The 25918-nt window shown below is 72.4% G+C and carries 21 protein-coding genes and 4 tRNA genes; 22 read left to right on the top strand and 3 right to left on the bottom strand.

Features of this window, described 5'->3' with window-relative positions; all coding sequences use genetic code 11:
* Positions 1 to 136: 136 nt before the first annotated feature.
* Positions 137 to 1513 carry a UTP--glucose-1-phosphate uridylyltransferase gene (locus JJJ15_RS00805; protein ID WP_200511111.1) on the top strand — a complete coding sequence of 459 codons (1377 nt, stop codon included), beginning with the start codon at positions 137 to 139 and terminating at the stop codon, positions 1511 to 1513.
* A gap of 85 nt (positions 1514 to 1598) precedes the next feature.
* On the top strand, positions 1599 to 2384 hold the full coding sequence (locus JJJ15_RS00800; protein WP_200511110.1) for an inositol monophosphatase family protein: 786 nt from the start codon (positions 1599 to 1601) through the stop codon (positions 2382 to 2384).
* A 101-nt stretch (positions 2385 to 2485) separates the two neighbouring features.
* Here the strand turns inward: JJJ15_RS00800 and JJJ15_RS00795 are convergent.
* A tRNA-Val gene (locus JJJ15_RS00795) sits at positions 2486 to 2558 on the bottom strand.
* A gap of 150 nt (positions 2559 to 2708) precedes the next feature.
* Here JJJ15_RS00795 and JJJ15_RS00790 point away from each other — a divergent pair.
* The 3 genes from JJJ15_RS00790 to JJJ15_RS00780 all read left to right on the top strand — a co-directional run bounded on the left by JJJ15_RS00790 (position 2709) and on the right by JJJ15_RS00780 (position 2966).
* Positions 2709 to 2781: transfer RNA gene (locus tag JJJ15_RS00790), tRNA-Gly, on the top strand.
* Positions 2782 to 2819: 38 nt separating this feature from the next.
* Positions 2820 to 2890, top strand: a tRNA-Cys gene (locus tag JJJ15_RS00785).
* Between the two features lies 1 nt (position 2891).
* Positions 2892 to 2966, top strand: a tRNA-Val gene (locus JJJ15_RS00780).
* Positions 2967 to 3021: 55 nt separating this feature from the next.
* Here the strand turns inward: JJJ15_RS00780 and JJJ15_RS00775 are convergent.
* The gene (locus JJJ15_RS00775; protein ID WP_200511109.1) at positions 3022 to 3864 is read right to left on the bottom strand and encodes an HAD family hydrolase; all 843 of its coding nucleotides are present in this window, start codon (positions 3862 to 3864) and stop codon (positions 3022 to 3024) included.
* 263 nt (positions 3865 to 4127) lie between these two features.
* Between JJJ15_RS00775 and uvrC the strand changes: the two genes are divergently transcribed.
* From uvrC to JJJ15_RS00755, 4 genes are all read left to right on the top strand, one after another.
* Positions 4128 to 6314, top strand: a complete 2187-nt coding sequence (gene uvrC / locus JJJ15_RS00770) for an excinuclease ABC subunit UvrC (RefSeq protein ID WP_200511108.1) — start codon at positions 4128 to 4130, stop codon at positions 6312 to 6314.
* Positions 6315 to 6347: 33 nt separating this feature from the next.
* Positions 6348 to 7259 (top strand): PRD domain-containing protein, encoded by a 912-nt coding sequence (locus JJJ15_RS00765; RefSeq protein ID WP_200511107.1) that lies wholly within the window; start codon positions 6348 to 6350, stop codon positions 7257 to 7259.
* Positions 7260 to 7474: 215 nt separating this feature from the next.
* Positions 7475 to 9265, top strand: a complete 1791-nt coding sequence (locus JJJ15_RS00760; RefSeq protein WP_246742093.1) for a beta-glucoside-specific PTS transporter subunit IIABC — start codon at positions 7475 to 7477, stop codon at positions 9263 to 9265.
* Between the two features lie 48 nt (positions 9266 to 9313).
* Complete coding sequence (locus JJJ15_RS00755) at positions 9314 to 10753, top strand: glycoside hydrolase family 1 protein (RefSeq protein ID WP_200511106.1); 1440 nt, start codon at positions 9314 to 9316, stop codon at positions 10751 to 10753.
* A gap of 135 nt (positions 10754 to 10888) precedes the next feature.
* On the opposite strand, the gene purT is transcribed toward JJJ15_RS00755, so the two are convergent.
* The gene (gene purT / locus JJJ15_RS00750; RefSeq protein WP_246742092.1) at positions 10889 to 12136 is read right to left on the bottom strand and encodes a formate-dependent phosphoribosylglycinamide formyltransferase; all 1248 of its coding nucleotides are present in this window, start codon (positions 12134 to 12136) and stop codon (positions 10889 to 10891) included.
* A 106-nt stretch (positions 12137 to 12242) separates the two neighbouring features.
* Between purT and rapZ the strand changes: the two genes are divergently transcribed.
* From rapZ to JJJ15_RS00685, 13 genes are all read left to right on the top strand, one after another.
* Positions 12243 to 13220, top strand: coding sequence for an RNase adapter RapZ (gene rapZ / locus JJJ15_RS00745; RefSeq protein WP_106109103.1), 978 nt, complete (start codon positions 12243 to 12245; stop codon positions 13218 to 13220).
* Between the two features lies 1 nt (position 13221).
* The gene (gene yvcK / locus JJJ15_RS00740; protein ID WP_200511104.1) at positions 13222 to 14235 is read left to right on the top strand and encodes a uridine diphosphate-N-acetylglucosamine-binding protein YvcK; all 1014 of its coding nucleotides are present in this window, start codon (positions 13222 to 13224) and stop codon (positions 14233 to 14235) included.
* A gap of 70 nt (positions 14236 to 14305) precedes the next feature.
* On the top strand, positions 14306 to 15286 hold the full coding sequence (whiA, locus tag JJJ15_RS00735; RefSeq protein WP_200511103.1) for a DNA-binding protein WhiA: 981 nt from the start codon (positions 14306 to 14308) through the stop codon (positions 15284 to 15286).
* Between the two features lie 257 nt (positions 15287 to 15543).
* Positions 15544 to 16548 (top strand): type I glyceraldehyde-3-phosphate dehydrogenase, encoded by a 1005-nt coding sequence (gap, locus tag JJJ15_RS00730; RefSeq protein WP_200511102.1) that lies wholly within the window; start codon positions 15544 to 15546, stop codon positions 16546 to 16548.
* Between the two features lie 154 nt (positions 16549 to 16702).
* Positions 16703 to 17896 (top strand): phosphoglycerate kinase, encoded by a 1194-nt coding sequence (locus tag JJJ15_RS00725; RefSeq protein WP_106109100.1) that lies wholly within the window; start codon positions 16703 to 16705, stop codon positions 17894 to 17896.
* A 5-nt stretch (positions 17897 to 17901) separates the two neighbouring features.
* Positions 17902 to 18681 (top strand): triose-phosphate isomerase, encoded by a 780-nt coding sequence (gene tpiA, locus JJJ15_RS00720; RefSeq protein ID WP_106109099.1) that lies wholly within the window; start codon positions 17902 to 17904, stop codon positions 18679 to 18681.
* Between the two features lie 145 nt (positions 18682 to 18826).
* A complete protein-coding gene (gene secG, locus JJJ15_RS00715; protein ID WP_200511101.1) occupies positions 18827 to 19069 on the top strand; it encodes a preprotein translocase subunit SecG in 243 nt (80 codons plus the stop codon).
* Positions 19070 to 19132: 63 nt separating this feature from the next.
* Positions 19133 to 20059, top strand: a complete 927-nt coding sequence (gene xerD / locus JJJ15_RS00710) for a site-specific tyrosine recombinase XerD (protein WP_106109097.1) — start codon at positions 19133 to 19135, stop codon at positions 20057 to 20059.
* 29 nt (positions 20060 to 20088) lie between these two features.
* Positions 20089 to 20952 carry a ParA family protein gene (locus JJJ15_RS00705; protein WP_246742091.1) on the top strand — a complete coding sequence of 288 codons (864 nt, stop codon included), beginning with the start codon at positions 20089 to 20091 and terminating at the stop codon, positions 20950 to 20952.
* A complete protein-coding gene (locus JJJ15_RS00700; protein ID WP_200511100.1) occupies positions 20942 to 21811 on the top strand; it encodes a ScpA family protein in 870 nt (289 codons plus the stop codon). Before JJJ15_RS00705 ends, JJJ15_RS00700 begins: the two co-directional genes overlap by 11 nt.
* A gap of 44 nt (positions 21812 to 21855) precedes the next feature.
* Positions 21856 to 22452, top strand: coding sequence for an SMC-Scp complex subunit ScpB (scpB, locus tag JJJ15_RS00695; protein WP_200511859.1), 597 nt, complete (start codon positions 21856 to 21858; stop codon positions 22450 to 22452).
* Between the two features lie 1118 nt (positions 22453 to 23570).
* A complete protein-coding gene (locus JJJ15_RS00690; RefSeq protein ID WP_200511858.1) occupies positions 23571 to 24548 on the top strand; it encodes a pseudouridine synthase in 978 nt (325 codons plus the stop codon).
* On the top strand, positions 24545 to 25807 hold the full coding sequence (locus tag JJJ15_RS00685; RefSeq protein ID WP_281433029.1) for a prephenate dehydrogenase: 1263 nt from the start codon (positions 24545 to 24547) through the stop codon (positions 25805 to 25807). The genes JJJ15_RS00690 and JJJ15_RS00685 overlap by 4 nt, the downstream gene beginning before the upstream one ends.
* Positions 25808 to 25918 lie beyond the last annotated feature (111 nt).

The following is a 25918-nucleotide window of genomic DNA, read 5'->3' as shown; positions in this document are numbered from 1 at the left end:
CCGTCCTTAGCGAGAGGTAGCCGCAGATAGTTGTCAGATGTGGTTGAATGGTGGGGCTGTAGGAACACCGCCCCCTCAACCGAACAGACTCGACCAAATAGGGACAGAATCGCTCATCGTAGGATAGGCTCGTCCCATGAGCAAGAACGGCCTGTCCGCAGCCCTGGCCAAGATGCGCGACGCCGGCGTCGCGCCCCAGGCCATGAACGTCTTCAGCCACTACTACGGCGAGCTCGAGCGGGGGGCCACCGGGCTCGTCCCCGAGGAGACCATTGAGCCGCTGAGGCAGGTCGCCTCCGTGGACGACGTCGAGGTCAGCGAGCACGACGCCCGCCAGGCCCTGGGCCGTACCGTCCTGATCAGGCTCAACGGCGGGCTGGGCACCTCCATGGGCCTGGAGCGGGCCAAGACCCTGCTGCCCGTGCGCGACGGCAGGACCTTCCTGGACCTGCTGGTGGCCCAGGTCATGGCCGCCCGCGCCAGGTACGACGTCACCCTGCCCCTGGTCCTCATGAACTCCTTCCGCACCCGCCAGGACACCCTGGCGGCCCTGGCCGCCTACCCCGACCTGGAGGTGGAGGGCCTGCCCCTGGACTTCGTGCAGAACCAGGAGCCCAAGCTGAGGGCCGACGACCTGACGCCCGTGACCTGGGACGCCGACCCCGCGCTGGAGTGGTGCCCCCCCGGGCACGGCGACATCTACACCGCCCTGGTGTCCTCCGGCGTCCTGGACGCCCTGCTGGAGCGCGGCTACCGCTACGCCATGACCGCCAACGCCGACAACCTGGGTGCCGCCCCCTCGGCCCGCATCGCCGGCTGGTTCGCGGCCACCGGCGCCCCCTACGCCCCCGAGGTGTGCCGACGCACCCCCGCCGACGTCAAGGGCGGCCACCTGGCGGTGCGCAGGAGCGACGGGCGCATTATCCTGCGCGACACCGCCCAGACGCCGGCCGACCAGATGCACTACTTCACCGACCAGTTCCGCCACCCCTTCTTCCACACCAACAACCTGTGGTTCGACCTGCGCGTCCTGCGCCAGACCCTGGAGGAGCGCGACGGCATCCTGGGCCTGCCCCTGATCAGGAACACCAAGACGGTGGACCCCGCCGACCCCTCCTCCACCCCCGTCATCCAGCTGGAGACCGCCATGGGGGCGGCCGTGGAGGCCTTCGAGGGGGCCACCGCCGTGGAGGTGCCGCGCAGCCGCTTCCAGCCGGTCAAGACCACCAACGACCTGCTCCTGGTGCGCTCCGACGCCTACGAGCTCAACGCCGACGGGCTGCTGGTCCAGGTGGCGGAGCAGGCCTGCACGGTGAGCCTGGACGCCCGCTACTACAGGACGATCGCCGACTTCGAGGCCCGCTTCCCCGCGGGCCCGCCCTCCCTGCGCGGTGCCCGCACCCTGAGGGTGGAGGGGGACTGGACCTTCGGGGCCGGCGTCGTGGCCACCGGTGACGCCCACCTGGGCCCCGACGGCGCGCCGGGCACCGTCCCCGACGGCGCCCGCATCTAAGAGGGCCGGGGCGGCCCCGCGCCGGGGGCCGTGCTCTGCCGCACCTTCCTGAGACGGCTGTGTCGCATCGCACTATCATGGCCCCATGAGCCTGACTGACGTCGAGACCACCACTGTCGCAGCCGAGGCCGCCGCGCGGGTCCATCGCTCGTGGGCCGGCAGGCAGCTGGGACGGCGCTGGAAGTCCGGGGCCGACTTCGCCACCGACGTGGACGTCGCGGCTGAGGCCGCCGTCCTGGCTGTCCTGCGTGAGCAGCGCCCCCACGACGCGGTGGTCGCCGAAGAGTCCGGTCGCAGCGGGCCGCAGGACGCGGAGCGCGTGTGGCTCGTGGACCCGCTGTGCGGCACTCTCAACTACGCCGCCGGGCAGGGGCCCTACGGCGCCTCGGTGACCCTCACGCGCGGCGACGACGTGCTGGCTGCAGCCGTCGCGGAGCCACACCGGCTGACCTGGACGGACGGGACGAGGGCCTTCACCCGTGTCGCCGGTCGCGACGAGCCCACCGCCCCGAGCGCATCCTCGCGGATCGTCGAGATCCTCATGGAGACGGTCGACCCCGACGAGCAGGGTTTCTCCTCAGCTCGATTCTGGCGGTCCCCGGCCTTGCGGACCCTGAGCCCCCGGTTCGTAGGCACCGGGATCGCCCTGGCCTGGGTGGCCACCGGACTGCGTGCGGGCTTCGTCCTGCCGGGGTGGCGCGAGGCCAGCGTCCACTTCTCCAGCGGGATCGGGATCTGCCGAGCCGCTGGCTGCGTCCTGACCGATCTGCGCGGTGGGCCGCTCCACCTCGGCCACGACGGTCTCCTGTGCGCCGCCGACGCCGCGACCCACGCCCTGCTGCTGGCCGGGGTCGCTGAGCAGCTCGGCTGAGGGCCCGCGACTGTCTACCGGCCAGGGGCGGGCAGCGGAGAAAAAGACGGGGTCGGAGCCACCTGGCTCCGACCCCGTACGCCCCCCGCGGGGGCCGGGAGTGGGCGATACTGGAATCGAACCAGTGACCTCCTCGGTGTGAACGAGGCGCTCTAACCCCTGAGCCAATCGCCCGCTGCGCAGGTAGGTTAGCCAGGTGGCCCCCACCGGGGCAACTCCGTGACCGGTGAGGTGAATCACCGGCCCGCCGTTTGCGTCCGGGCCGGGCGGGGGTGTTATGGTTCTCCAGCACCGGGCACCCCGGCAGGGGTGGTCTGAGGCGACGCGGATGTGGCTCAGTTGGTAGAGCATCACCTTGCCAAGGTGAGGGTCGCGGGTTCGAGTCCCGTCATCCGCTCCGAGGAGCCGGGAGCGCCCAGCCCCCAGCGTCTCGGCGGTGGGTTGGCCGAGAGGCTAGGCACCGGCCTGCAAAGCCGTTTACACCGGTTCGAATCCGGTACCCACCTCGGGCGATTGGCGCAGCGGTAGCGCGCTTCCCTGACACGGAAGAGGTCACTGGTTCGATCCCAGTATCGCCCACCACCAGCCCGGCGCCGCGACACCGCCACCCGCTACCACCGCGCGGCGGGCCCGGCCGCTACCCGGTCAGCCCCAGGCGCTCGAAGGCGTGGGCCAGCCCGTCCTCCTCCACGTCGTCGGTGACCAGGTCGGCCGCCTCCTTGACCTGCGGGGCGGCGTTGCCCATGGCCACCCCCGTGCCGCAGTGCCGGAGCATGCCGATGTCCACCACGGCGTCCCCGAAGGCGACCGTGTCCTCCAGGCGGGCCCCGAGGGCGGCGAGCAGGACGTCCACGGCCTCCACCTTGCTGGCCGCGGGCAGGGCGACGTCCCCGAACAGGGCCTCGTGCCCGCGCCCGCCCCAGGAGCCCACCAGCAGGTCGGGGAAGCGCTCCCGGGCCGCCTCCACGTCGGCCCAGGAGGACAGCACGAAGCTGATCTTGTTGACGTCACCGCGCACCAGGTCCTCGGTGAGGACCAGGCCGGTCAGGACGTCCTCCACCTCCAGGTCCCGCGCGTCCCGCCCCCGCCCGGCCGCGTAGGACCGGATAGCGGGGCGGGCCCCCTCGCGGAAGGCCGGTGGGGCGTACAGGCCGGAGTTGGCCTCCAGGTAGAAGATCAGGCCGCGGGCGCGCAGCCAGACTGTGACCGCCTGGCACTGCTCCCGGGACAGGTGCCGGTGGAGCAGGACCCGGCCGTCGTCCTCCACGTAGGCGCCGTTGCCGCCGATCATGCCGTCCAGGCCGATGTCCCAGATCTCCTCGGGCACCTCCGCGCGCGAGCGTCCGGTGCACACGTAGACGCGCCTGCCCGCCGCCCGGGCGCGGCGCACCGCCCGCACCGCCGAGGGCGGCAGCTGGTTGTCGTAGTCCACGAGGGTGCCGTCCACGTCCAGGAGGACGACCTGGCTGTTGTGCCCCATTGCAGGAACCGCCTTCCCGGGCCGCAGGACCCCGTCGTCGTGGGCGCCCCGCGCCCGGGCACCACCATACCCGGGCCCGGTACCCGGCTCCCACCCGGAGCCCCCGCCCTCGTACCGGGGCCGCGCGCCCACCACTGCCTGCCCAGCCCGTGGACCCCCGGGGCCGTGGCGCCGACGGTGTGCAGCAGGGCCACCGGGACGCCCCGGGCCACCCGGCCCGGGGCCGTGGCGCCGACGGGGGCGGAGCCCGTAGGCTGCCGTGCATGGCCGACCCGTCCACCTACCGGCCCGCTCCCGGGGAGATCCCCGCCGCGCCGGGCGTCTACCGATTCCTGGACGGTCAGGGCCGCGTCATCTACGTGGGCAAGGCCAAGAGCCTGCGCGCCCGCCTGTCCAGCTACTTCCAGGACCTGTCCGCCCTGCACCCGCGCACCCGCACAATGGTCACCACCGCGGCCGCCGTGGAGTGGACGGTGGTGTCCACCGAGGTGGAGTCCCTGGCGCTGGAGTACTCCTGGATCAAGGAGTTCAACCCCCGCTTCAACGTCATGTACAAGGACGACAAGTCCTACCCCTACCTGGCGGTCACCATGTCCGAGACCTACCCGCGCGTCCAGGTGGTGCGCGGGGCCCGCAGGGCCGGGACCCGCTACTTCGGCCCCTTCGTGCAGGCCTGGTCCATACGCGAGACCCTCGACCAGCTCCTGCGGGTCTTCCCGGTGCGCTCCTGCGCCCCCGGGGTCCTGCGGCGCGCCCAGGCCTCGGGGCGCCCCTGCCTGCTGGGCTACATCGACAAGTGCTCCGCTCCCTGCGTGGGTCGCGTCAGCCAGGCGGAGCACCGCGCCCTGGCCGAGGACCTGTGCGCCTTCATGGCCGGGCGCACCGGCCCCTACCTGCGCCAGGTCGAGTCCGAGATGAGGGCGGCCGCCGCCGCCCTGGACTTTGAGAGGGCCGCCCGCCTGCGCGACGACGCCGCCGCCCTGCGCAAGGTCGTCGAGCGCAACGCCGTCGTCCTGCCCGACGCCACCGACGCCGATGTCTTCGCCCTGGTACGCGACGAGCTCACCGCCGCCGTCCAGGTCTTCCACGTCCGGGGCGGGCGGGTGCGCGGGCAGCGCGGGTGGGTCATCGACCTGGTGGACGCCCCCGGTGACGCCGAGCTCGTCCACAGGCTGCTCCAGCAGGTCTACGGGGCCCTGCCCGACCCCGCCGACCCGGGCCCCGGGGCGCGGGCCGCGGGCGCACCCCCGCGCTCGGGCCCCACCACGAGCCTGGGGGTGGGGGAGCGCGCCCCCGCCGACCCGGCGCCGCGTGCCGACCCCGCCCCCGGGTCCGCCCGCCGGGCGGCCACCAGCGTGGACGACGTGGCCCACACCGCCACCACCGCGGTGCCCCGCGAGATCCTGGTGCCGGTCCTGCCCCAGGACGCCGGGGCCGTCACGGACTGGCTCTGCGGCCTGCGCGGGGGCCGGGTGGAGGTGCGCGTCCCCCGGCGCGGCGACAAGGCCGCCCTCATGGACACGGTGCGCAGGAACGCCGAGGAGGCCCTGCGCCTGCACAAGACCCGCCGGGCCGGGGACCTGACCCAGCGCTCGGCCGCCCTGGAGGAGCTCGCCGAGGCCCTCGACCTGCCCGAGGCCCCCCTGCGCATTGAGTGCTACGACGTCTCCCACACCCAGGGCACCTACCAGGTCGCCTCCATGGTCGTCTTCGAGGACGGGGCGCCGCGCAAGGCCGACTACCGCCGCTTCACCGTCCGCGGCCAGGACGGGGCCGGGGCGGTGGACGACACCGTCGCCATGGCCGAGGTCCTCACCCGCCGCTTCCGGCGGCTCGTCGCCGAGCAGGGCGCCGGGCCCGGGGACGCGGGCGCCGGGACCGGCGGGGGGCCCGTCGGGGCTGACGACGACGGCCTCCCCATTGCCTCCGGCCCGATCGACCCCGCCACCGGCCGCGCCCGCCGCTTCTCCTACGCCCCCAGCCTGGTGGTGGTCGACGGCGGCCTGCCCCAGGTGCGCGCCGTGCGCGCCGTCCTGGACGACCTGGGCGTGGAGGTACCCCTGGTGGGCCTGGCCAAGCGCCTGGAGGAGGTGTGGGTGCCGGGTGAGGAGTTCCCCGTCATCCTGCCCCGCACCTCACCGGCCCTCTACCTGCTCCAGCACCTGCGCGACGAGTCCCACCGCTTCGCCATCACCCACCACCGTAAGAGGCGCTCGGCGGGCATGACCCGCTCGGTCCTGGACTCCGTCCCCGGCCTGGGGCCCGCCCGCCAGGCCGCGCTGCTCAAGGAGTTCGGCAGCGTCAAGCGCCTACGCGGTGCCAGCGTGGAGGACCTCACCCGGGTCAGGGGCATCGGGGAGGCCCTGGCGGGTACGATCCTGGCCTACCTCAACGGCCCGGACCCCGCGCCCGGCGGCTCCGGGCCCCGCGAAGAAAGGACGCCCCCGTGAGGACTTTCGCGTGATTCGTGGCACAATCAGGGCATGGTGATCCTGAGGGTCCTCAACAACAACGTCGTACTGGCGCGCGACGAGATCGGGCGTGAGGCCATCCTCACCGGCCGCGGCCTCGGCTTCGGGCGCAGGCCCGGCCAGGACGTGGACGCCTCGCTCGTCGCCCGCCGCTACGTCCCGGCCGACAACGCCGAGTCCGTGGCCGAGGTGATCGCCGGGATCCCGCTGGAGCGCCTGGCCCTCATTGAGCGCGTCTTCCGGCGCGCTGCCCGGGAGCTGGGCACCGGGGTGCCCTCCTCCACCATCGTCGCGGTCGTGGACCACGTCAACCAGGCCATGGAGCGGGTACGCCAGGGGCTGGTCATGGACTACCCCCTGCGCGCCGAGGCCGCCCACCTCCACCCCCAGGAGCTGGCCCTGGCCGAGGCCATGGTGGCCGAGCTCAACGCGGCCCAGGACGTGCAGCTGCCCGCGGGGGAGGCGGTCGCGCTGGCCCTCCACCTGTTCACCGCCGCCGTCGGGGCGCGCTCGACCCGGGAGGCCGCCCGCCGGTCGCGGCTCATCGGCCAGGTCATGGACGTCCTCCGGGCCGCCTACGGCAGCGGCCTCGACCCCGACTCCATTGACGTCGCCCGCTTCGCGGCGCACCTGCGCTACTTCCTGGCCCGGGCCCGCAGCGGGATCCAGGTCGCCGACGGCGCCGCCTCCACCATCGGTGCCGCGCTGCGCCAGGCCCGGCCCCACGCCTACCAGGTCGCCCGGCGTGTCAGGGACCTCCTCGAGCTGAGGCTCGGTACCGCCGTCTCCGAGGACGAGGTCGCCTACCTGACGGTGCACGTGGCCCGCCTCGAGGACGCGGCCGCCGCACGCCCGCCGACCAGCCATGAAGGTGATGTGGATCATATGCGTGAGACCTGTCCGACGGACTACCGGTCGCCGTAGAATAGTTACCGGCCCGTGAGGGCTTCCAGGATTGTGACCCAAGGGGGCAAGACCTGAGACACGTGTGCGTTGACGCGCTGCGGGGTCTCGGGTCTTTTTTGTTCCCCCGCACAGGTTCGCCGGATCAAGGAGGATACCAATGGCGAAGACGGACTACGCGGCACTGGCGCCGCGCCTGCTGGAGCGCGTGGGGGGGTGAGGCCAATGTCTCCGCCATGAGCCACTGCGCCACCCGCATGCGCTTCGTCCTCAAGGACGAGTCCAAGGCCGCGACCGAGGGCATTAAGGCGCTCGACGGGGTGGTCACCGTGGTCCAGGCCGGCGGCCAGTACCAGGTGGTCATTGGCAACGACGTGCCCATCCTCTACGAGGAGCTGACGAGGCTCCTACCCGGCCTGGGCGCGGACTCGGGGGAGAGCGGGACCAAGAAGAAGCTCAACCCGCTCGACGCCTTTATCGGGCTCGTCTCCGCGATCTTCTCCCCGATGCTGTGGACGCTGGCGGGAACCGGCCTGTTCAAGGCGTTCCTCGCCATGTTCCTCACCCTCGGCTGGATCAGTGACACGTCCGACACCTACAAGGTGCTCTACGCCGCCGCGGACGCGTTCATGAACTTCCTCCCGCTCGTCCTGGCGGTCACGGCGGCACGCCACTTCAAGACCAACCAGTTCACCGCCATGGCGATCGCCGGCGCCCTCGTCTACCCCTCCATTATCGCCATGAACGACGGGCACTCACACACCTTCATGGGTATCCCGCTCGTCATTATGAGCTACACGTCGTCGGTGCTCCCGATCATTGTCGCGGTGTGGGTCCAGGGCTACGTCGAGCGCTGCTGCAACCGCTTTATCCCCAGCGCCTTCCGCAACTTTATGACGCCGTGGATCACGGTCCTCATTATGGTCCCGCTCACCCTGCTCACGATCGGCCCGGTGACCACGATCATCGCCAACGGCATCGCCTCCGGCGTCCAGTGGCTCTTCGTCACCGTCCCCGTCGTCGGCGGGATCGTCATCGGCGGGTTCTGGCAGGTCTTCGTCATGTTCGGCCTGCACTGGGGCCTCGTGCCGATTATGACCCAGGAGATCACGTCCAACGGCTACTCCCTGATCTACGGCCCGATCGAGGCGGCCGTCCTCGCCCAGGCCGCCTCGACCCTCGCCGTCATGATCCGCACCAGGGACAAGAAGACGAAGGGGCTCGCCGGGCCGGCGTCCCTGTCCGGGTTCCTGGCCGGCGTGACCGAGCCCGCGATCTACGGTGTCAACCTGCCGCGCAAGCTCCCCTTCTACTTCGGTGTCGTCGGTGGTGCCATCGGCGGCGCCATCGGGGCCATTGCCGGAGGCCGCGTCTCCCAGGCCGGGGTCTTCCCGTCCCTCATCGGGCTGCCCGCCTACCTCGAGACCCCGAACTTCCCCCTGTGGGCCTTCGGCGTCGTGCTCGCCGTCTTTATCGCCTTCGCCCTCACCTTCTTCTTCGGGGTTAAGGACGACGCCGTGGAGGGCAGGCCGCAGGGCCCGGCCGCGCCGACGACCGCGTCGGACGCCGAGCCCACCACCGCCCTGACCGCGCCCGTGGCCGGCACCGCCACGCCCCTGGAGAAGGTGGCCGACCCCGTCTTCTCCTCCGGGGCGCTGGGCAACGGCGTCGGCATCGTCCCCTCCGACGGCCACGTGCGCGCCCCGGTGGCGGGCACCGTGGTGACCGCCATGGACTCCGGCCACGCCTACGGCATTAGGACCGACGACGGCGTCGAGGTCCTCGTCCACGTCGGCCTGGACACCGTCAACCTCAAGGGCGAGGGCTTCAGCCCCAGGGTGGGCGCGGGGCAGCGGGTGGACCGCGGCGACCCCCTGGTGGACGTGGACCTGGCCGCGGTGCGGCAGGCCGGCTACGACCCCACGACCGTCCTGGTGGTGACCAACACCGCCTCCCTGGGCGCCGTCGTGCCCGTCGTGGACGGCGAGGTCACCACCGCCACCACCGTGGTCGAGATCGACCACTGAGGACGCAGGCGCATCCGGAACGACAGCAACGAAGGGACGACAACCACCATGACAGCCACTACCCCTGCCTTCCCCGACGGCTTCCTGTGGGGCGGGGCCACCGCCGCCAACCAGGTCGAGGGCGCCTACAACGAGGGCGGCAAGGGCCTGAGCGTCCAGGACGTCATGCCCGGGGGCATTGTCAGGCCCCGCACGCAGGAGCCCACGCCGGACAACCTCAAGCTCGAGGCCATCGACTTCTACCACCGTTACAAGGAGGACATCGCCCTCTTCGCCGAGATGGGCTTCAAGGTCTTCCGCTTCTCCATCGCCTGGTCGCGGATCTTCCCGCTCGGGGACGAGGAGCAGCCCAACGAGGAGGGCCTGGCCTTCTACGACCGGGTCCTGGACGAGCTCGAGAGGTACGGCATCGAGCCCCTGGTGACCATTAGCCACTACGAGACCCCCCTGCACCTGGCCCGCACCTACGACGGGTGGGCCGACCGGCGCATGGTCGGCTTCTTCGAGCGCTACGCCCGGACCCTCTTCGAGCGCTACGGGCGGCGCGTGAGGTACTGGCTGACCTTCAACGAGATCAACTCCGTGCTCCACGAGCCCTTTATGTCCGGGGGCATTAACACCCCCAAGGAGGAGCTCAGCGAGCAGGACCTCTACCAGGCGGTCCACCACGAGCTCGTGGCCTCCGCAGCCGCCACCCGCATCGCCCACGAGATCGATCCCGGCATCCAGGTGGGCTGCATGATCCTGGCCATCCCCTTCTACCCGCTGACCCCCGACCCGCGCGACGTGTGGGCCGCCAAGCAGGCCGAGCGCGACAACTACGCCTTTGGCGACGTCCACGTGCGCGGCGCCTACCCCGGCTACTTCCTGCGCAAGCTCGCCGAGAAGGGGGTGGAGCTGGAGGTCACCGAGGCCGACCGGGCGCTGCTGGCCGAGCACACGGTGGACTTCGTGTCCTTCTCCTACTACATGTCCTCCTGCGAGACCGTCTCCCAGGAGCGCGAGTCCGGGGGCGGCAACCTCATGGGCGGGGTGGTCAACCCCACCCTTAAGGTCTCGGAGTGGGGCTGGGCCATTGACCCGCTGGGGCTGCGCACCATCCTGAACGACTACTGGGACCGCTGGGGCAAGCCGCTGTTCATCGTGGAGAACGGCCTGGGCGCCAAGGACGTCCTCGTGGCGGGCCCCGACGGCCCCACCGTTAAGGACGGCTACCGCATTGACTACATGAACGACCACCTTGTTCAGGTCCGCGAGGCGATCGCCGACGGCGTCCAGGTCCTGGGCTACACCTCCTGGGGCTGCATCGACCTGGTCTCGGCCTCCACCGCCCAGATGTCCAAGCGCTACGGCTTCATCTACGTGGACCGCCACGACGACGGCACCGGCACCCTGGAGCGCTACCGCAAGAGGTCCTTCTACTGGTACCGCGACCTCATTGCCTCCAACGGGGCCACCCTGGTGGAGCGCACCGGGGCGCAGGACTGAGCGGCACAGCCCGGTACCTGGCCCGGCCACCAGAGGCTCGGTCAGGTACCGGCCGGGGCACGGGCCGCCAGAGGCCCGGCCACCACCGGCCGTCCCCCGGGGCCTGCGCGGATCGCGCAGCCCCGGGGGCACGCCTCAGACGCTGGGACGCACCGACGCGGCCGCCGTCGCCGCCCGGGCCCGGGCGGTACCCACGTCCTCGGCGCACGCCACCACCACCCCCAGGCGCCGGCCCGGGTGCGCCTCGGGCTTGCCGAACAGGCGCAGGTCGACGCCCTCAACGGCGAGCGCGGCCTCCACGCCGGCAAAGCTCACCCCCTGGCCCGGCGCCGAGTCCCCACCGGCCCTGATCGTCACCGAGGCGCCCGGGCAGCGCAGCGAGGTGTCCACCGGCAGCCCCAGCAGGGCCCGGGCGTGCAGCTCGAACTCGTTCAGACGCTGACTGGCCAACGTCACCAGGCCGGTGTCGTGGGGCCTGGGGGAGACCTCCGAGAACAGCACCTTCTCGCCGCGGACGAACAGCTCCACCCCGAACACGCCCCAGCCGCCCAGGGCCTCCGTCACCCGCTGCGCCACCGCCCGGGCCTGCTCCAGGACCACCGGGGCCAGGGCCTGGGGCTGCCAGGACTCCACGTAGTCCCCACCCACCTGCCTGTGCCCGATGGGGGCGCAGAAGCCCGTCACCGTCCCGCCGGTGCGCGGGTCGCGCGAGCGCACCGTCAGCAGCGTGACCTCGGCGTCGAAGTCCACGAACCCCTCGACGATCACCCGCCCGCGGTCCACCCGGCCGTCATCGGCCGCATGGCGCCACGCCGCGGCGAGCTCGTCAGGGCCGCGCACCACCGACTGCCCGTGGCCCGAGGAGGAGGTGACCGGCTTGACCACGCAGGGGAAGCCCACGTCCTGCGCCGCCCGAGCCAGCTCCTGGGGGCCGGAGGCGAAGGCGTAGGGGCTGGTGGCCAGCCCCAGCTCCTCAGCCGCCAGCCGCCGGATCCCCTCCCGGTTCATTGTCAGCTGCACGGCCCGGGCCGTGGGCACCACCCGCACCCGCCCCCCGGCCTCCAGGGCCACCAGGGCGTCGGTGGCCAGCGCCTCGATCTCGGGGACCACGACGTCCGCCCCGCTGGAGAGGACCGCCGCGGTCAGCGCCGCCGGGTCACCCATGTCCACCGTCAGCGCGTTGTGCGCCACCTGCTGGGCCGGGGCGCCCTCGTAGCGGTCGATGGCCGTGACCTCCACGCCCAGGCGGGTCAGCGCGATCGCCACCTCCTTACCGATCTCACCCGCCCCCAGCAGCGCGACCCTGGTGGCACAGCCCGTCCAGGGGGTACCGATAACCGGGGCTCCCGGGCCCCCGTGGGGGGCGGCAACGACGTCGCTCATCATGCTCCTTGGCAAACGGTAGGGACGACACCGCCCAGGCTACCGGCGCCACACACCGGTAGCCACACTCCAGCGCGGCCAGGGCCGTCCGTGAGAAGGTGGTGGTATGGACGCCCAGGACCGCCCCCCACGGGCACGCCCCCCACGCACCCGCTCGCCCCGCCCGGACACCGTACCCGCGGAGATCCCCGCCATGGACGCCGCGGCCCCGCCCGTCTCCCCGGCCGGGCGCCCCGAGATGATTATCGTCACCGGCATGTCGGGCGCGGGCCGCTCCCGGGCCGCCATGGCCCTGGAGGACCTCGACTGGTACGTCGTGGACAACATCCCGCCCCAGCTCCTGCCCGCCCTGGCCGGCATGATGACCACCGTCGGCGCCGGCGTCCACCGCCTGGCCGCCGTCGTGGACGTACGCAGCCGGGAGTTCTTCGCCTCCTTCATGACCTACCTCCGCCAGGTCCGCGAGTCCGGGACCGACGTCCGCCTCCTGTTCCTGGACGCCTCCGACGCCGCCCTGGTCCGCAGGTTCGAGTCCAACCGCCGCCCCCACCCCCTGGGCACCACCTCGGTCCTGGAGGGCATTACCAAGGAACGCACCCTCCTGGGCGGCCTGCGCTCCATGGCCGACACCGTCATCGACACCTCCGACCTGTCCGTCCACGACCTGGCCCGCCAGGTCCGCGACCTGGTCGCCGACGAGTCCGACATCGCCTTACAGGTCAACGTCGTGAGCTTCGGCTTCAAACACGGCCTGCCCCTGGACGCCGACCACGTCCTGGACGTGCGCTTCATCCCCAACCCCTACTGGGTCACCGAGCTGCGCCACCTCACCGGCCGCGACGCGCCCGTGGCCGACTACGTCTTCGCCCAGGACGGCGCCGCCGCCTTCGTCGACGCCTACGCCGACCTGCTGGCCCCGGCCCTGCCGCGCTACCTCGACGAGCTCAAGCCCTACGTGACCCTCGCCGTGGGCTGCACCGGCGGCAGGCACCGCTCCGTGGCCTCCGCCGAGCGCATCGCCGCCCGCCTGCGCGCCCGCGGCCTCGACGTCGTCGTCCAGCACCGGGACCTGGGGAGGCAGTGACATGCCCCAGCGAGTCACCCGCAAGACCGGGACCATGCTCGACGCCGCAGGCTGGCCCCTGCGCGGGGAGGAGGGCGCCGCGGTGGTCGCCCTGGGCGGGGGGCACGGCCTGTCGGCCACCCTGCGGGCCCTGCGGCACGTCACCCACCGCCTGACCGCCGTGGTGACCGTGGCCGACGACGGCGGCTCCTCGGGCCGGCTGCGCCGGGAGTTCGACTGCCTGCCGCCCGGGGACCTGCGCATGGCGCTGGCCTCCCTGTGCGACGACTCCGAGTGGGGGCTGACCTGGAGGGACGTCCTCCAGCACCGTTTCGCCGGCCACGGGGAGCTGGACAACCACGCGCTGGGCAACCTGCTCATCCTGGCCCTGTGGCAGCTGCTCGACGACGAGATCAAGGGCCTGGACTGGGTGGGGCGCCTCCTGGCCATCCACGGGCGGGTGGTCCCCATGAGCGCCTCCCCGCTGGTCATCGAGGCGGACGTGGTGGACGGGGGACGGCGCCGCCGCGTCAGCGGGCAGGTGGCGGTGGCCACCAGCACCGGGCGGCTGGAGAACGTCAGCGTGGTGCCCACCGACGCGGACGCCCACCCCGAGGCGGTGCGGGCCATCGAGCGGGCCGACTGGGTGGTTATGGGGCCCGGCTCCTGGTACACCTCGGTGCTGCCCCACCTCATCCTGCCGGCCATGCGCCAGGCCCTGGAGCGCACCCGGGCCCGTAAGGCGGTGGTCCTCAACCTCACCGTGCAGCGGGGGGAGACCGACGGCATGAGCGCCGCCGACCACCTGCGGGTCCTGGCCGAGTACGCTCCCGGCCTGCGGCTGGACACGGTCGTCGCCGACCCGATGGCCGTGGGCGACGTGGACGACCTCCAGCGGGTGGCCTCGGACCTGGGCGCGTCCCTGCTGCTGCGCCAGGTGCGCACGGGGGAGTCCATGTGCCACCATGACCCCCTGCGGCTGGCAGCCGCCTTCCGTGACGCCTTCGACGGCGTCGTCTCCGACCTCGACACCTGAGCCCGGCGCGGCTGGCCCCGGGCTGGCCACCCCGCCCCGTCCTCAAACCTACCTAGGGAGATCCTGCCTCATGTCACTGACGGTCATCGTCAAGGACGAGCTCGCCCACGTGAGCACCACCGCCTCCGCCGTGCGCCGCGCCGAGCTGGCGGCCACGCTGCGCTTCGGCGGCGGCCTGCACATCGTGGCCGGGAAGATCGTGGTGGAGGTCGAGCTCGACCACGTCGGCGCCCTGCGCCGCCTCCACCGTGACCTGCGCGAGCTCTACGGGATCGAGTCCGAGGTCATGATGATCCAGGGGGGCTCCCTGCACCGGGGCTCGCGCTACGTGCTGCGGGTGGCCGAGCGGGGCAAGGACCTGGCCCGCCTGTCCGGCCTGGTCGACACCCGGGGCCTGCCGGTGCGCGGCATGCCGGTGGCCGTGGTCCAGGGCGGGCGCACGGCGGCGGCCGCGGCCTGGCGCGGGGCCTTCCTGGCCCGGGGATCGCTGACCGAGCCCGGCCGCTCCTCCTCCCTGGAGGTCACCTGCCCGGGGTCGGAGGCGGCCCTGGCGCTGGTGGGGGCGGCCCGGCGCTTCGACGTCGCCGCCAAGGCCCGTGAGGTCCGCGGCTCGGACCGGGTCGTCGTCCGTGACGGGGAGGGGATCGGGATCCTCCTGCAGCGCATGGGCGCCCACGAGGCCTACCGGGTCTGGGGGGAGCGGCGCAGCCACCGGGAGAGCCGGGGGACCGCCAACCGCCTGGCCAACTTCGACGACGCCAACCTGCGGCGCTCGGCACGGGCCGCCGTCGCCTCCGGGGCGCGGGTGGAGCGCGCCTTCGAGATCCTGGGCGACGACGTGCCGTCCCACCTGGCCGAGGCCGGGCGCCTGCGCCTGGAGCACAAGCAGGCGTCCCTGGAGGAGCTGGGCCAGTACTCCGACCCGCCGCTGACCAAGGACGCCGTCGCGGGGCGCATCCGCCGCCTGCTGGCCATGGCGGACAAGCGGGCCCAGGAGCTGGGGGTGCCCGACACCGAGTCGGTCCTCACCCAGGACATGCTCGACCTCTAGGCCCCTCCCGTCCGGACGGTCGGTCGCCAGGCCGTCTAGGACCAGGGTCCCGCCGGGGCGGGCGCGGACCTGTCAAACGTTGGTCAATCCCCTCCTGTTCGCCCCTGGCGTGCCAAGTGCCCCCGAAGGAGGGGTCCGTCACGCTAAACTCAGGCCTGCCGGATAGATAAGGGATCCGTCCCACAAGGTCCGGGGCACACACCGTGTGTGAAGACCCACGACACCGTGCGCCTGCCGGCGCACTAGGAGGACACAAAGTGACCACCCGCGTTGGTATCAACGGCTTCGGCCGCATCGGCCGTAACTTCTTCCGCGCCGCCCTCGAGCAGGGTGCGGACATCGAGGTCGTCGCCGTCAACGACCTCACCGACACCAAGACCCTCGCCCACCTGCTGAAGTACGACTCCATCAAGGGCCGCTTCGACGGCGAGGTCTCCCACGACGAGGACGGCATCATCGTCAACGGCAAGAAGATCAAGGTCCTTGCCCAGCGCAACCCCGCCGACCTGCCCTGGGGCGAGCTCGGCGTCGAGGTCGTCGTGGAGTCCACAGGCTTCTTCACCGACGGTGAGAAGGCCAAGGCCCACCTGGAGGGCGGCGCCAAGAAGGTCGTCATCTCCGCCCCGGCCAAGAACGTCGACGGCACCTTCGTCATGGGCGTCAACGACGGCGACTACACCAACGACATGACCATCGTGTCCAACGCCTCGTGCACCACCAACTGCCTCGCCCCCCTGGCCAAGGTCCTCCACGAGAACTTTGGCATCGAGCGCGGCATTATGACCACCATCCACTCCTACACGGGTGACCAGCGTGTCCTGGACGCCCCGCACAAGGACCTGCGTCGCGCCCGCGCCGCCGCCCTGAACATGATCCCCACCAAGACCGGTGCCGCCCAGGCCGTGGCCCTGGTCCTGCCCGCCCTCAAGGGCAAGTTCGACGGCCTGGCCGTGCGCGTCCCCACCCCGACCGGCTCCCTGACCGACCTGACCTTCGTGGCCGAGAAGGAGGTCTCCGTCGAGGCCGTCAAGGCCGCCGTCAAGAAGGCCGCCGAGGGTGAGCTCAAGGGTGTCCTGGAGTACACCGAGGACCCGATCGTCTCCACCGACATCATGGGCGACCCGCACACCTCGATCTTCGACGCCACCGAGACCAAGGTCATCGGCAACCTCGTCAAGGTCCTGTCCTGGTACGACAACGAGTGGGGCTACTCCAACGCCCTGGTCCGCCTGACCGCCCTGGTCGGCTCCAAGCTCGCCTGAGGCCGGACGAGAGCATGACTCTCTAGAGACTGCGCCCGCGCACACCCCCGTGCGCGGGCGCAGTCCGCTCAGGGACCCAGGCCTCACGGTCAGGGCCCCGCCCCTGGGGCCGACGGCGGCCCCGCCATCCAACCCACCACCGATGAGAGGTTTCATGAAGACCATCGAGTCCCTGGGCGACCTCAAGGGCAAGCGCGTCCTGGTCCGCTCCGACTTCAACGTCCCGCTCGACGCCGACAAGAACATCACCGACGACGGCCGCATCCAGGCCGCCCTGCCGACCCTGCGCACCCTGCTGGACGCCGGGGCCAAGGTCATTATCGTGGCCCACCTGGGCCGCCCCAAGGGGAAGGTCAACCCCGACTACTCCCTGGCCCCGGTGGCCAAGCGCCTGGCGGAGGTCACCGGCGTGCACGTCACCCTGGCCGAGGACACCGTGGGCCCCTCCGCCAAGGCCGCGGTCGCCGCCCTGAAGGACGGCGAGATCGTCCTGCTGGAGAACGTGCGCTTCAACGCCGCCGAGACCTCCAAGGACGACGCCACTCGCGCCGCCTTCGCCAAGGAGCTGGCCGCCCTGGGCGAGGTCTTCGTCTCCGACGGCTTCGGCGTGGTCCACCGCAAGCAGGCCTCCGTCTACGACGTCGCCAAGCTCCTGCCCGCCGCCGCCGGCCTGCTGGTGGCCAAGGAGATCGAGTCCCTGGGCCGGGCCGTCAAGGACCCCGAGCGCCCCTACACCGTCATCCTGGGCGGCTCCAAGGTCTCCGACAAGCTCGGTGTCATCGCCAACCTCCTGGGCAAGGCCGACCGCCTCCTCATCGGCGGCGGCATGGCCTACACCTTCCTGGTGGCCCAGGGCTACCAGGTGGGCACCTCCCTGCTGGAGAAGGACCAGGTCGAGACCGTCAAGGGCTACCTGGACACCGCCAAGGCCAACGGCGTGGAGCTGCTCCTGCCGGTGGACACCGTGGTGGCCCCGGTCTTCGCCGCCGACGCCCCGGCCACGGTGGTCCCCTCCACCGAGATCCCGGCCGACCAGATGGGCCTGGACATCGGCCCCAAGACCCGCAAGCTCTTCGGTGAGGCCATCGCCACCTCCAAGACGGTGGTGTGGAACGGCCCCATGGGCGTCTTCGAGTTCCCGGCCTTCGCCGAGGGCACCAAGGCCGTGGCCCAGGCCGTCTCCGACTCCGACGCCTTCAGCGTCATCGGCGGCGGGGACTCGGCGGCCGCCGTGCGCACGCTCGGCTTCGACGTGTCCACCTTCTCCCACATCTCCACGGGCGGCGGCGCCTCCCTGGAGCTCCTGGAGGGCAAGACCCTCCCCGGTATCGCTGTCCTGGAGGGCTGAGACCAATGAGCAACCGCACCCCGCTCATGGCGGGCAACTGGAAGATGAACCTGGACCACCTCGAGGCCAACCACCTCGTCCAGGGCCTGGCCATGGAGCTGTCGGACCACGACCACGACTACGCCAGGTGCGAGGTCGTCGTCATCCCGCCGTTCACGGACCTGCGCACCGTGCAGACGGTCGTCGACGCCGACTCCCTGAGCATCAGGTACGGCGCCCAGGACGTCTCCGTGCACGACAAGGGCGCCTACACCGGCGAGATCTCCACCGCCATGCTCACCAAGCTCGGCTGCACCTACGTGGTCATGGGCCACTCCGAGCGCCGTGAGTACCACGGCGAGTCCGACGAGCTGGTCGGCGCCAAGGCCCGCAAGGTCCTGGACGCCGGCATGACGCCGATCCTGTGCTGCGGCGAGGCCCTGGAGGTGCGCAAGGCCGGCACCCACGTGGAGTTCGTGCTGGCCCAGATCCGCGCCGCCCTGAAGGGCTGGAGCGGTGAGGACGTCGCCAGGATCGTCATCGCCTACGAGCCCATCTGGGCCATTGGCACCGGCGAGACCGCCACCGCCGCCGACGCCCAGGAGGTCTGCCACGCCATCCGCCAGGCCCTGCGCGCCGACTACGGGGACGCCACCGCCGAGGCCACCCGCGTCCTGTACGGCGGGAGCGCCAAGCCCGGCAACATCAAGGAGCTCATGGCCCAGGACGACGTCGACGGCGCCCTGGTGGGAGGCGCCTCCCTCAAGGCCGACTCCTTCGCCGCCATGGCGAACTTCTACGCCTGAGATCCCGGTGGCGTCCTCGGCGCCACCGGCCCCGGCGGGCCCGGGCACCCTCACCGGTGCCCGGGCCCGCCCCGCTCTCAGGTAGAGTCACCCTGGACGGGCCGGTTCCGTCCCCTTGATCCTCCTCCTGTCGAAAGGGACGAGCGTGGACATCCTCCGCATCATCCTCCAGGTGCTGCTCGTGGCGTCGAGCTTCTTCCTCATACTGACGATCCTGCTGCACAAGGGCAAGGGCGGGGGCCTGTCCGACGTCTTCGGCGGCGGGGTCTCCTCGGTGGCCAGCTCCTCGGGCGTGGCCGAGCGCAACCTCAACCGGATCACGGTGAGCGTGGCGGTGGTCTGGGTGGCCACCATTGTGGGCCTGGGCCTGCTGACCAGGTACGCCTGACCGGGTACGGCCATTAGCACCACCACGCACCCGGGCCCGCGCGGGGACGCGCTGGAGCGCTCCCTGCGCGGCTACCTCTCCCACCTCCAGGTCGAGCGGGGGCTGTCTACCAACACGGTGGGCGCCTACCGCCGCGACCTGAGGCGTTACGCCTCCTTCCTGCGCGCCCGGGGCCGCGGGACGCTGGGCCAGGCCACCGAGGCCGACGTGACCGCCTACCTGGAGACGCTGCGCACGGGGGCGGACGGCGGCAGCGCGCTGGCCACCTCCTCCGCCTCCCGGGCGGTGACCGCCCTGCGCGGGTGGCACCAGTTCGTCCTCCAGGAGGGCGAGGCCACCGAGGACCCCTCCGCCAGGGTCCACCCGCCCCAGGTGGGGCGGCGCCTGCCCAAGGCGCTGACGGTCCCCCAGACCCAGGCCCTCCTGGAGGCCGCCGGGGACGCCGACACCCCGGTCGGGCTGCGCGACCGGGCCCTCCTGGAACTTCTTTACGCTACCGGCGCACGTATCTCGGAGGCCGTGGGCCTGGTGGTGGACGACCTGGATCCTGACTCGGGCTGCCTGCGCCTGTTCGGCAAGGGGCGCAAGGAGCGGATCGTGCCCATGGGCACCTACGCCTGGTCGGCCCTGGACGCCTACCTGGTCCGGGGCCGCCCGACCCTGGCCAGCCGCGGCCAGGGGGTACCTGAGGTGTTCCTCAATACCCTGGGGCGTCCTCTGAGCCGCCAGAGCGCCTGGGCGGTGCTGCAGGCGGCGGCCGCCCGGGCGGGCCTGGGCGGCAGGAAGGGGACCGGCAGCCAGCGGCCCGTCTCCCCGCACACCCTGCGCCACTCCTTCGCCACCCACCTCCTGGCCGGGGGGGCGGACGTGCGCGTGGTCCAGGAGATGCTCGGCCACGCCTCGGTGACCACGACCCAGATCTACACCAAGGTCACCATTGACCAGCTGCGTGAGGTCTACGTCACTAGCCATCCTCGGGCTCTCGGCTAGTTTTCAGCGCCCTGGGTTAGGCTGGGTGTGTGAATGACCTCATCCAGTCTGGTCCTGATGACCTGCCAGAGCCCCCCGACAAGGAGTTCCCGGCGCCAGCGCCCCTGGAGTCCCACGGGCCGGCTCGCATTATCTCAATGTGTAACCAGAAGGGAGGTGTCGGCAAGACGACGACGACGATCAACCTCGGTGCGGCCCTGGCGGAGTACGGGCGCCGGGTCCTCATTGTGGACTTTGACCCCCAGGGAGCCGCCTCCGCGGGCCTGGGAATTAACGCCAACGAGGTCGACAAGACGATCTACGAGCTCCTGGTGGCCCCGCGACCGGATATCCGCTCGGCCGTCCGCCCCACATCGTCGCCGGGGATGGACATTGTGCCCGCCAATATCGACCTGTCTGCCGCCGAGGTCCAGCTCGTCAACGAGGTCGCCAGGGAACAGGCCTTGGCCAGGGTGCTCCGTCCCATCACGGACGACTACGACGTCATCCTGGTGGACTGCCAGCCCTCCCTGGGACTGCTGACCATTAACGCGCTGACCGCCTCCCACGGGGTCATCATCCCCCTGGAGACGGCGTTCTTCGCCCTGCGCGGCGTGGCCCTGCTGGTGGAGACCGTGGACAGGGTCCGTGACCGCCTCAACCCGCGGCTGCAGATTGACGGCATCCTGGCCACCATGGTGGACCAGCGCACCCTGCACTCCCGCGAGGTCATTGAGCGCCTGGAGCAGGCCTTCGGGAACAAGCTCTACGACACCCGGATCCGTCGCACCGTCAAGTTCCCCGACGCCTCCGTGGCGGCGGAGCCGATTACCAGCTACGCGCCCAGCCACCCCGGCGCCGAGGCCTACCGGCGCCTGGCCAGGGAGGTCATTGTCCGAGGCAATGTCGCCTGAGAGGCACGGGACCACGACGGCGCGGGCCGACGGGCCGCCGGTACCGCTGCCGGGCACGGAGGCCGGGGGGCAGGGACCCACCCGCCTGTCGGGCTTCCTGGTGGCGCTGCCCCAGTTCGAGGGCCCGTTCGACCTGCTCCTGACCCTGATCGCCCGCAGGCGCCTGGACGTCACCGAGCTGGCCCTGGCGGAGGTCATCGACGACTTCCTGACCCTCATGCGCACCTCACCCGACCTGGGGCAGGCCAGCGAGTTCCTGGTGGTGGCCGCTACCCTCGTGGCGCTCAAGGCCCACCGCCTCCTGCCCCAGGAGCCGGGTGAGGAGGAGGCGGACATGGAGTACCTGGAGGCCCGCGACCTGCTCTTCGCCCGTCTCCTGCAGTACCGGGCCTACAAGGAGGCGGCCGGTGCCATCGCCCGGGCGGTACGCGACGGCTCCCGCAGCGTGCCCAGGCGGGTCGTCCTGGCCCCTGACCTGGCCGCCCTCCTGCCGCCCCTGGTCGGCACGCTCAGCCCCCAGGACCTGGCCCGGCACGCCCTGCGGGCCCTGACCCGTCCGGGGCCGCCCGAGGTCCAGACCGTCCACCTCCACGAGCGGGTCGCGGTGGGGGAGCAGATGAACCTGATCGCCCTGCGGCTGCGGGGCGCCGGGCGCCTGGCCTTCAGCGAGCTCATAGGGGACGCCGACCACGCCTCCGTGGTGGTGGCGCGCTTCCTGGCGCTGCTGGTGCTGTACCGTCAGGGCAGTGTGGACCTGGAGCAGGCCGAGGCCATGGGGGAGATCGCCGTGACCTGGTGCGGCCCGGCGTCCGACCTGACCGGGCTGGTGGCCCCCGAGGTGGAGGAGGAGTTCACGTGAGCGTACGCCCTGCTGGGGATCCCGCCCAGGGGGAGGAGGCTGCCCTGAGGGAGGAGGCCGCGCCGGCCCCGGGGGGCCAGGAGCGTCTTCTGGCGGCGGTGGAGGCCGTCCTCATTGTCTCCGACGCGCCGGTGACCACCAGGGCGCTCTCAGCCGCCCTGGGCCTGGGGGCCACCGAGGTGGAGCGGCTCCTGGCGCGCCTGGCCGCCGAGTACCGCGGCGAGGTGCCCGGGTACCGGGCCCGGGGGTTCGTGCTGCGGCGGGCGGCAGGCGGGTGGCGCCTGGCCTCCGCGCCTGCCTACTGCCGGGTGGTGGAGGGGTTCGTCATCGGCGGGGCCACCGCGCGCCTGAGCCAGGCCGCCCTGGAGACCCTGGCGGTCATCGCCTACCGCCAGCCCGTGAGCCGCTCACGTGTCAGCGCGATCCGGGGCGTGGCCGTGGACGGCGTCGTGCGCACCCTCCAGGCGCGCGGGCTGGTCGAGGAGGCTGGGACCCAGCCCAACGGGGCCGTCCTGTACCGCACCACCGAGGACTTCCTGGAGCTGGTCGGCCTGGACAGCCTGGAGGACCTGCCGCCCCTGGCCCCCTACCTGCCCGGGGCCGGGTCCCTGGACGAGCTCGACGCCGAGCTGGACGGCTGAGCCTCTGCCTACCCCTTTAACGCCCCATGCTGGTTGCCTACCGTCGGCAAGCTCAACCAGTCGGAGGACGGCACAGGGCAGTACCCAGAAGGTCGCCTTCGAGGCATGCCGTACTTTGTACAGGGCGGAACATTTTGTGCACAGGGTAACGTTTTGCGCAGAAGGTAACGAATCTAGGTCACTTTGTGCGCAATTGGTTACCCTGTGCACAAAATGTTCCGCTGCGCGCCGTACAGCGTGAGCAGGGCAGGGCCTGGTCGCGGGGAGGAGGTCCTCGTGGGATGAGCTGGGGCCCGCCGCGTGTTCTCGTGGTGGTGGGGTCGGAGGCGGTGCTGTTCCTGGCCGGGGAAGGTGGATGACGTTTGATGGCTTCAGCGCGAGGGTCAAGTCGATGGGATGGCAGAAGTATGTCAAGATCAGGTGACGGGTGTGAGGTCGGTGGCCCGGTCGGGCGGGTGGTGGGGGTTGCGGACAGGTGGCGTGCGGGGTGCTCCCTGCTGGCTCCCCGGGACGTGTCAGGGCGGGTGATGGGGGTCCTGGGCCGGTGCCTGACCACCAGGACGCGGGGCGGTGGGGGCGTCTCGGTGGAGCAGGCCCTGTCCGCGGCGGGGTTCCTGGATACCGCCGGGGTGAGGGTCCTGGCGCCCGCGCTGGTGTACTGGTCGACCGTGCTCAGGTACCGCGAGAGGGTGCTGCGCCTGCTGGGGCGGCTGGGCCGCCGGGGGATCTGCCAGGTGGTGGTCCCCTGCGTCAGGAGGGAGCTGTCCACCCCGGTGGAGCCCGACTGGTGGGACTACCGCTGCCACGCCGGCATCCTCTACCACTTCGGCCTGTACGACGAGGTTGCCTGGGTCGCGGAGCGGGCCCTGGCCAGTGAGGACCCCGAGGTGCGTGAGGTCGGCCAGGACGAGGTCGAGCGCCTCCTGGACCTGGACGACGGGCAGAGGCCGCCCCGGGGCTGCCCCGGGGCACTGCCGGGCGGGGCGGCGCGCCAGGGCGCCCGGTCGGAGGACGTGCCGGTGGGCGGGGCGGACGCCGGCGGTCTCGGGCATGATGGGGCCTGGACCGCAGCCCGGCGCCCCGGGCCACGGGCGGGTAGACACGAGCAGGGGAGGCCCATGAGTACGCGACGTACCTTTGACCAGGTCGCACCGGTAGGGGAGCTGGGTAGCGAGGAGTTCTACGACGAGGACGACCTGGAGGAGCTTGACGGCTCCGCCGGCGCCGGTGCCCTGGCCTCCTTCGACCAGGACGCCATCGGGGAGGACGAGGAGGCCCAGGAGCTCACCCGGCGCCAGCGCGCGTCCCGGGGCGGGCAGGACGACCCCTACGTGGTCGGCGGGGAGCGTCTGGCCAAGGTCATGGCCCACGTGGGCGTGGCCTCCAGGCGCGCCAGCGAGGCCATGATCACCGCCGGGCGGGTGAGCGTGGACGGGGTGACCGTGCGCGAGCCCGGCATGCGGGTGGACCCCGCCTCCCAGGAGATCCGGGTGGACGGCTCCCGCCTCCTGGCCGACCCCGACGTCCTGACGGTCATGCTGCACAAGCCCGCGGGCGTGGTCACCACCATGGAGGACCCCCAGGGGCGTCCCACCGTGGCCGGCCTGGCCGAGCGCTACCTGGACGAGCACGCCCAGGAGCTGGGCGTGCGGGAGCGGCCCCGCCTGGTCCACGTCGGCCGCCTCGACACCCAGACCGAGGGGCTGCTGCTGCTGTCCAACGACGGTGAGCTCTCCCACCGCCTGACCCACCCCTCCTACGAGATCGCCAAGACCTACGTGGCGATCGTGGAGGGCAGGGTGGCGCCGTGGGTGCCCCGCAAGCTCAGGCGCGGCATCGAGCTGGAGGACGGCCCGGCCCGGGCCGACCGCGTGGTGGTCAAGGAAGCCGGCCCGCGCCGCTCGATCGTGGAGATCACCCTGCACTCGGGCAGGAACCGGGTCGTGCGCCGCATGCTGGCCGCCGTGGGCCACCCGGTGGTGCGCCTGTCCCGCACCCGCCTGGGGCCGCTGACCTTGGCGGGCCTGCGCCCGGGGCAGGTGCGCGCGCTGACCTCCCAGGAGGTCGTCTCCCTCCAGAGGGAGGTCGGGCTGTGAGCACCCCGGGGATCCCCGACGGCCCGGACCAGGCGGGCGGGAGGACGAACCAGGCGGGCGGGGAGACGGACCCGGACCCGAGGACGGAGCCGGAGCCGGGGGCGCGCCCCCCGGACCCTGAGGCCGGTGCCCCCCCGGCCCGGCGCGCGGCCACGCAGGGCCCCGTCCTGGTGGTGGGCACCGGCCTGCTGGGCACCTCCCTGGCCCTGGCGCTGAGCGCCGCCGGCGTGGAGGTCCAGCTCTCCGACACTTCCCCGACCTCCCTGGCCCTGGCCCGCGACATGGGCGCCGGGCGCCCCCGCCGCCCGGGTGACGCCGAGCCGCGGCTCGTGGTCGTGGCCACGCCCCCGGACGTGGCCGCCGACGTCGTCCTGCACGCCCTCGCCGCCCACCCCCACGCCGTGGTCACCGACGTCGCCAGCGTCAAGGACCAGGTGGTGGCCCGGGTCCGCCGGCACGGGGGGGCGGCGGCCGGACGCTACGTGGGCAGCCACCCCATGGCCGGCCGCGAGCGCTCGGGGGCCGCGGCGGCGGACTCCGACCTCTTCGCGGGCCGCCCGTGGGTGGTGGTCGCCGACGGCTCGTCCGCCCGGGCCGAGCTGGTCGTCCGCGACCTCGCCGTGGACGTGGGGGCCACCCCGGTGCCCATGGGCGCCGCCGAGCACGACGCCGCGGTGGCGGCCGTCAGCCACGTCCCCCAGCTCGTCTCCTCCCTGGTGGCGGCCCGCCTGGAGGGGCTGCCCGAGTCCTGCCTGGCCCTGGCGGGCCAGGGGCTGCGGGACGTCACCCGCGTCGCCGCCTCCGACCCCCGCCTGTGGTCGGCCATCGTGGTGGCCAACGCGGGGCCGGTGGTCGGGCTGCTGCGGGAGGTCGCCGCGGACCTGGGGCAGCTCATTGAGGGGGTGGCCCCGGCCGCCGGCGGGGTCGGCGGGGAGGGGGCCGTCGCGGCGCCCGGTGCCGTGGGGGCGGTCACCGACGTCATGATGCGGGGCAACACCGGTCAGGCGCGCATCCCCGGCAAGCACGGTGGGGCGCCGCGCCGCTACGCCCGGGTGCAGGTCCTGGTCCCCGACTCCGCCGGTGAGCTGGGGCGCCTGTTCTCCGACGTCGGTGCGGCGGGGGTCAATATCGAGGACTTCTCCCTGGAGCACTCCGCCGGGCAGCGCGCGGGCCTGGCCCTGCTGTCCGTGGTGCCCGGGGCCGCCGCCGGCCTGGAGCAGGCCCTGGAGGGGCGCGGCTGGCGCGTGGTGCGCGGCTAGCGGCCGCCACGGGCACCCTCGCCCCGCCGGCCCGCCCGCCCACCGGGGACGTGCCTTCGGGGACGTGCCTTAGTCACCGGGAACGTACTCTAAGGGTACGTCACCGGTGAC

The sequence above is a fragment of the Actinomyces sp. HMT897 genome, assembly GCF_016626125.1.
In the GTDB taxonomy this organism is placed as follows: domain Bacteria; phylum Actinomycetota; class Actinomycetes; order Actinomycetales; family Actinomycetaceae; genus Actinomyces.
Note: the sequence above shows the minus strand (reverse complement) of the source record. Positions and strands in the feature narration are given on the sequence as shown.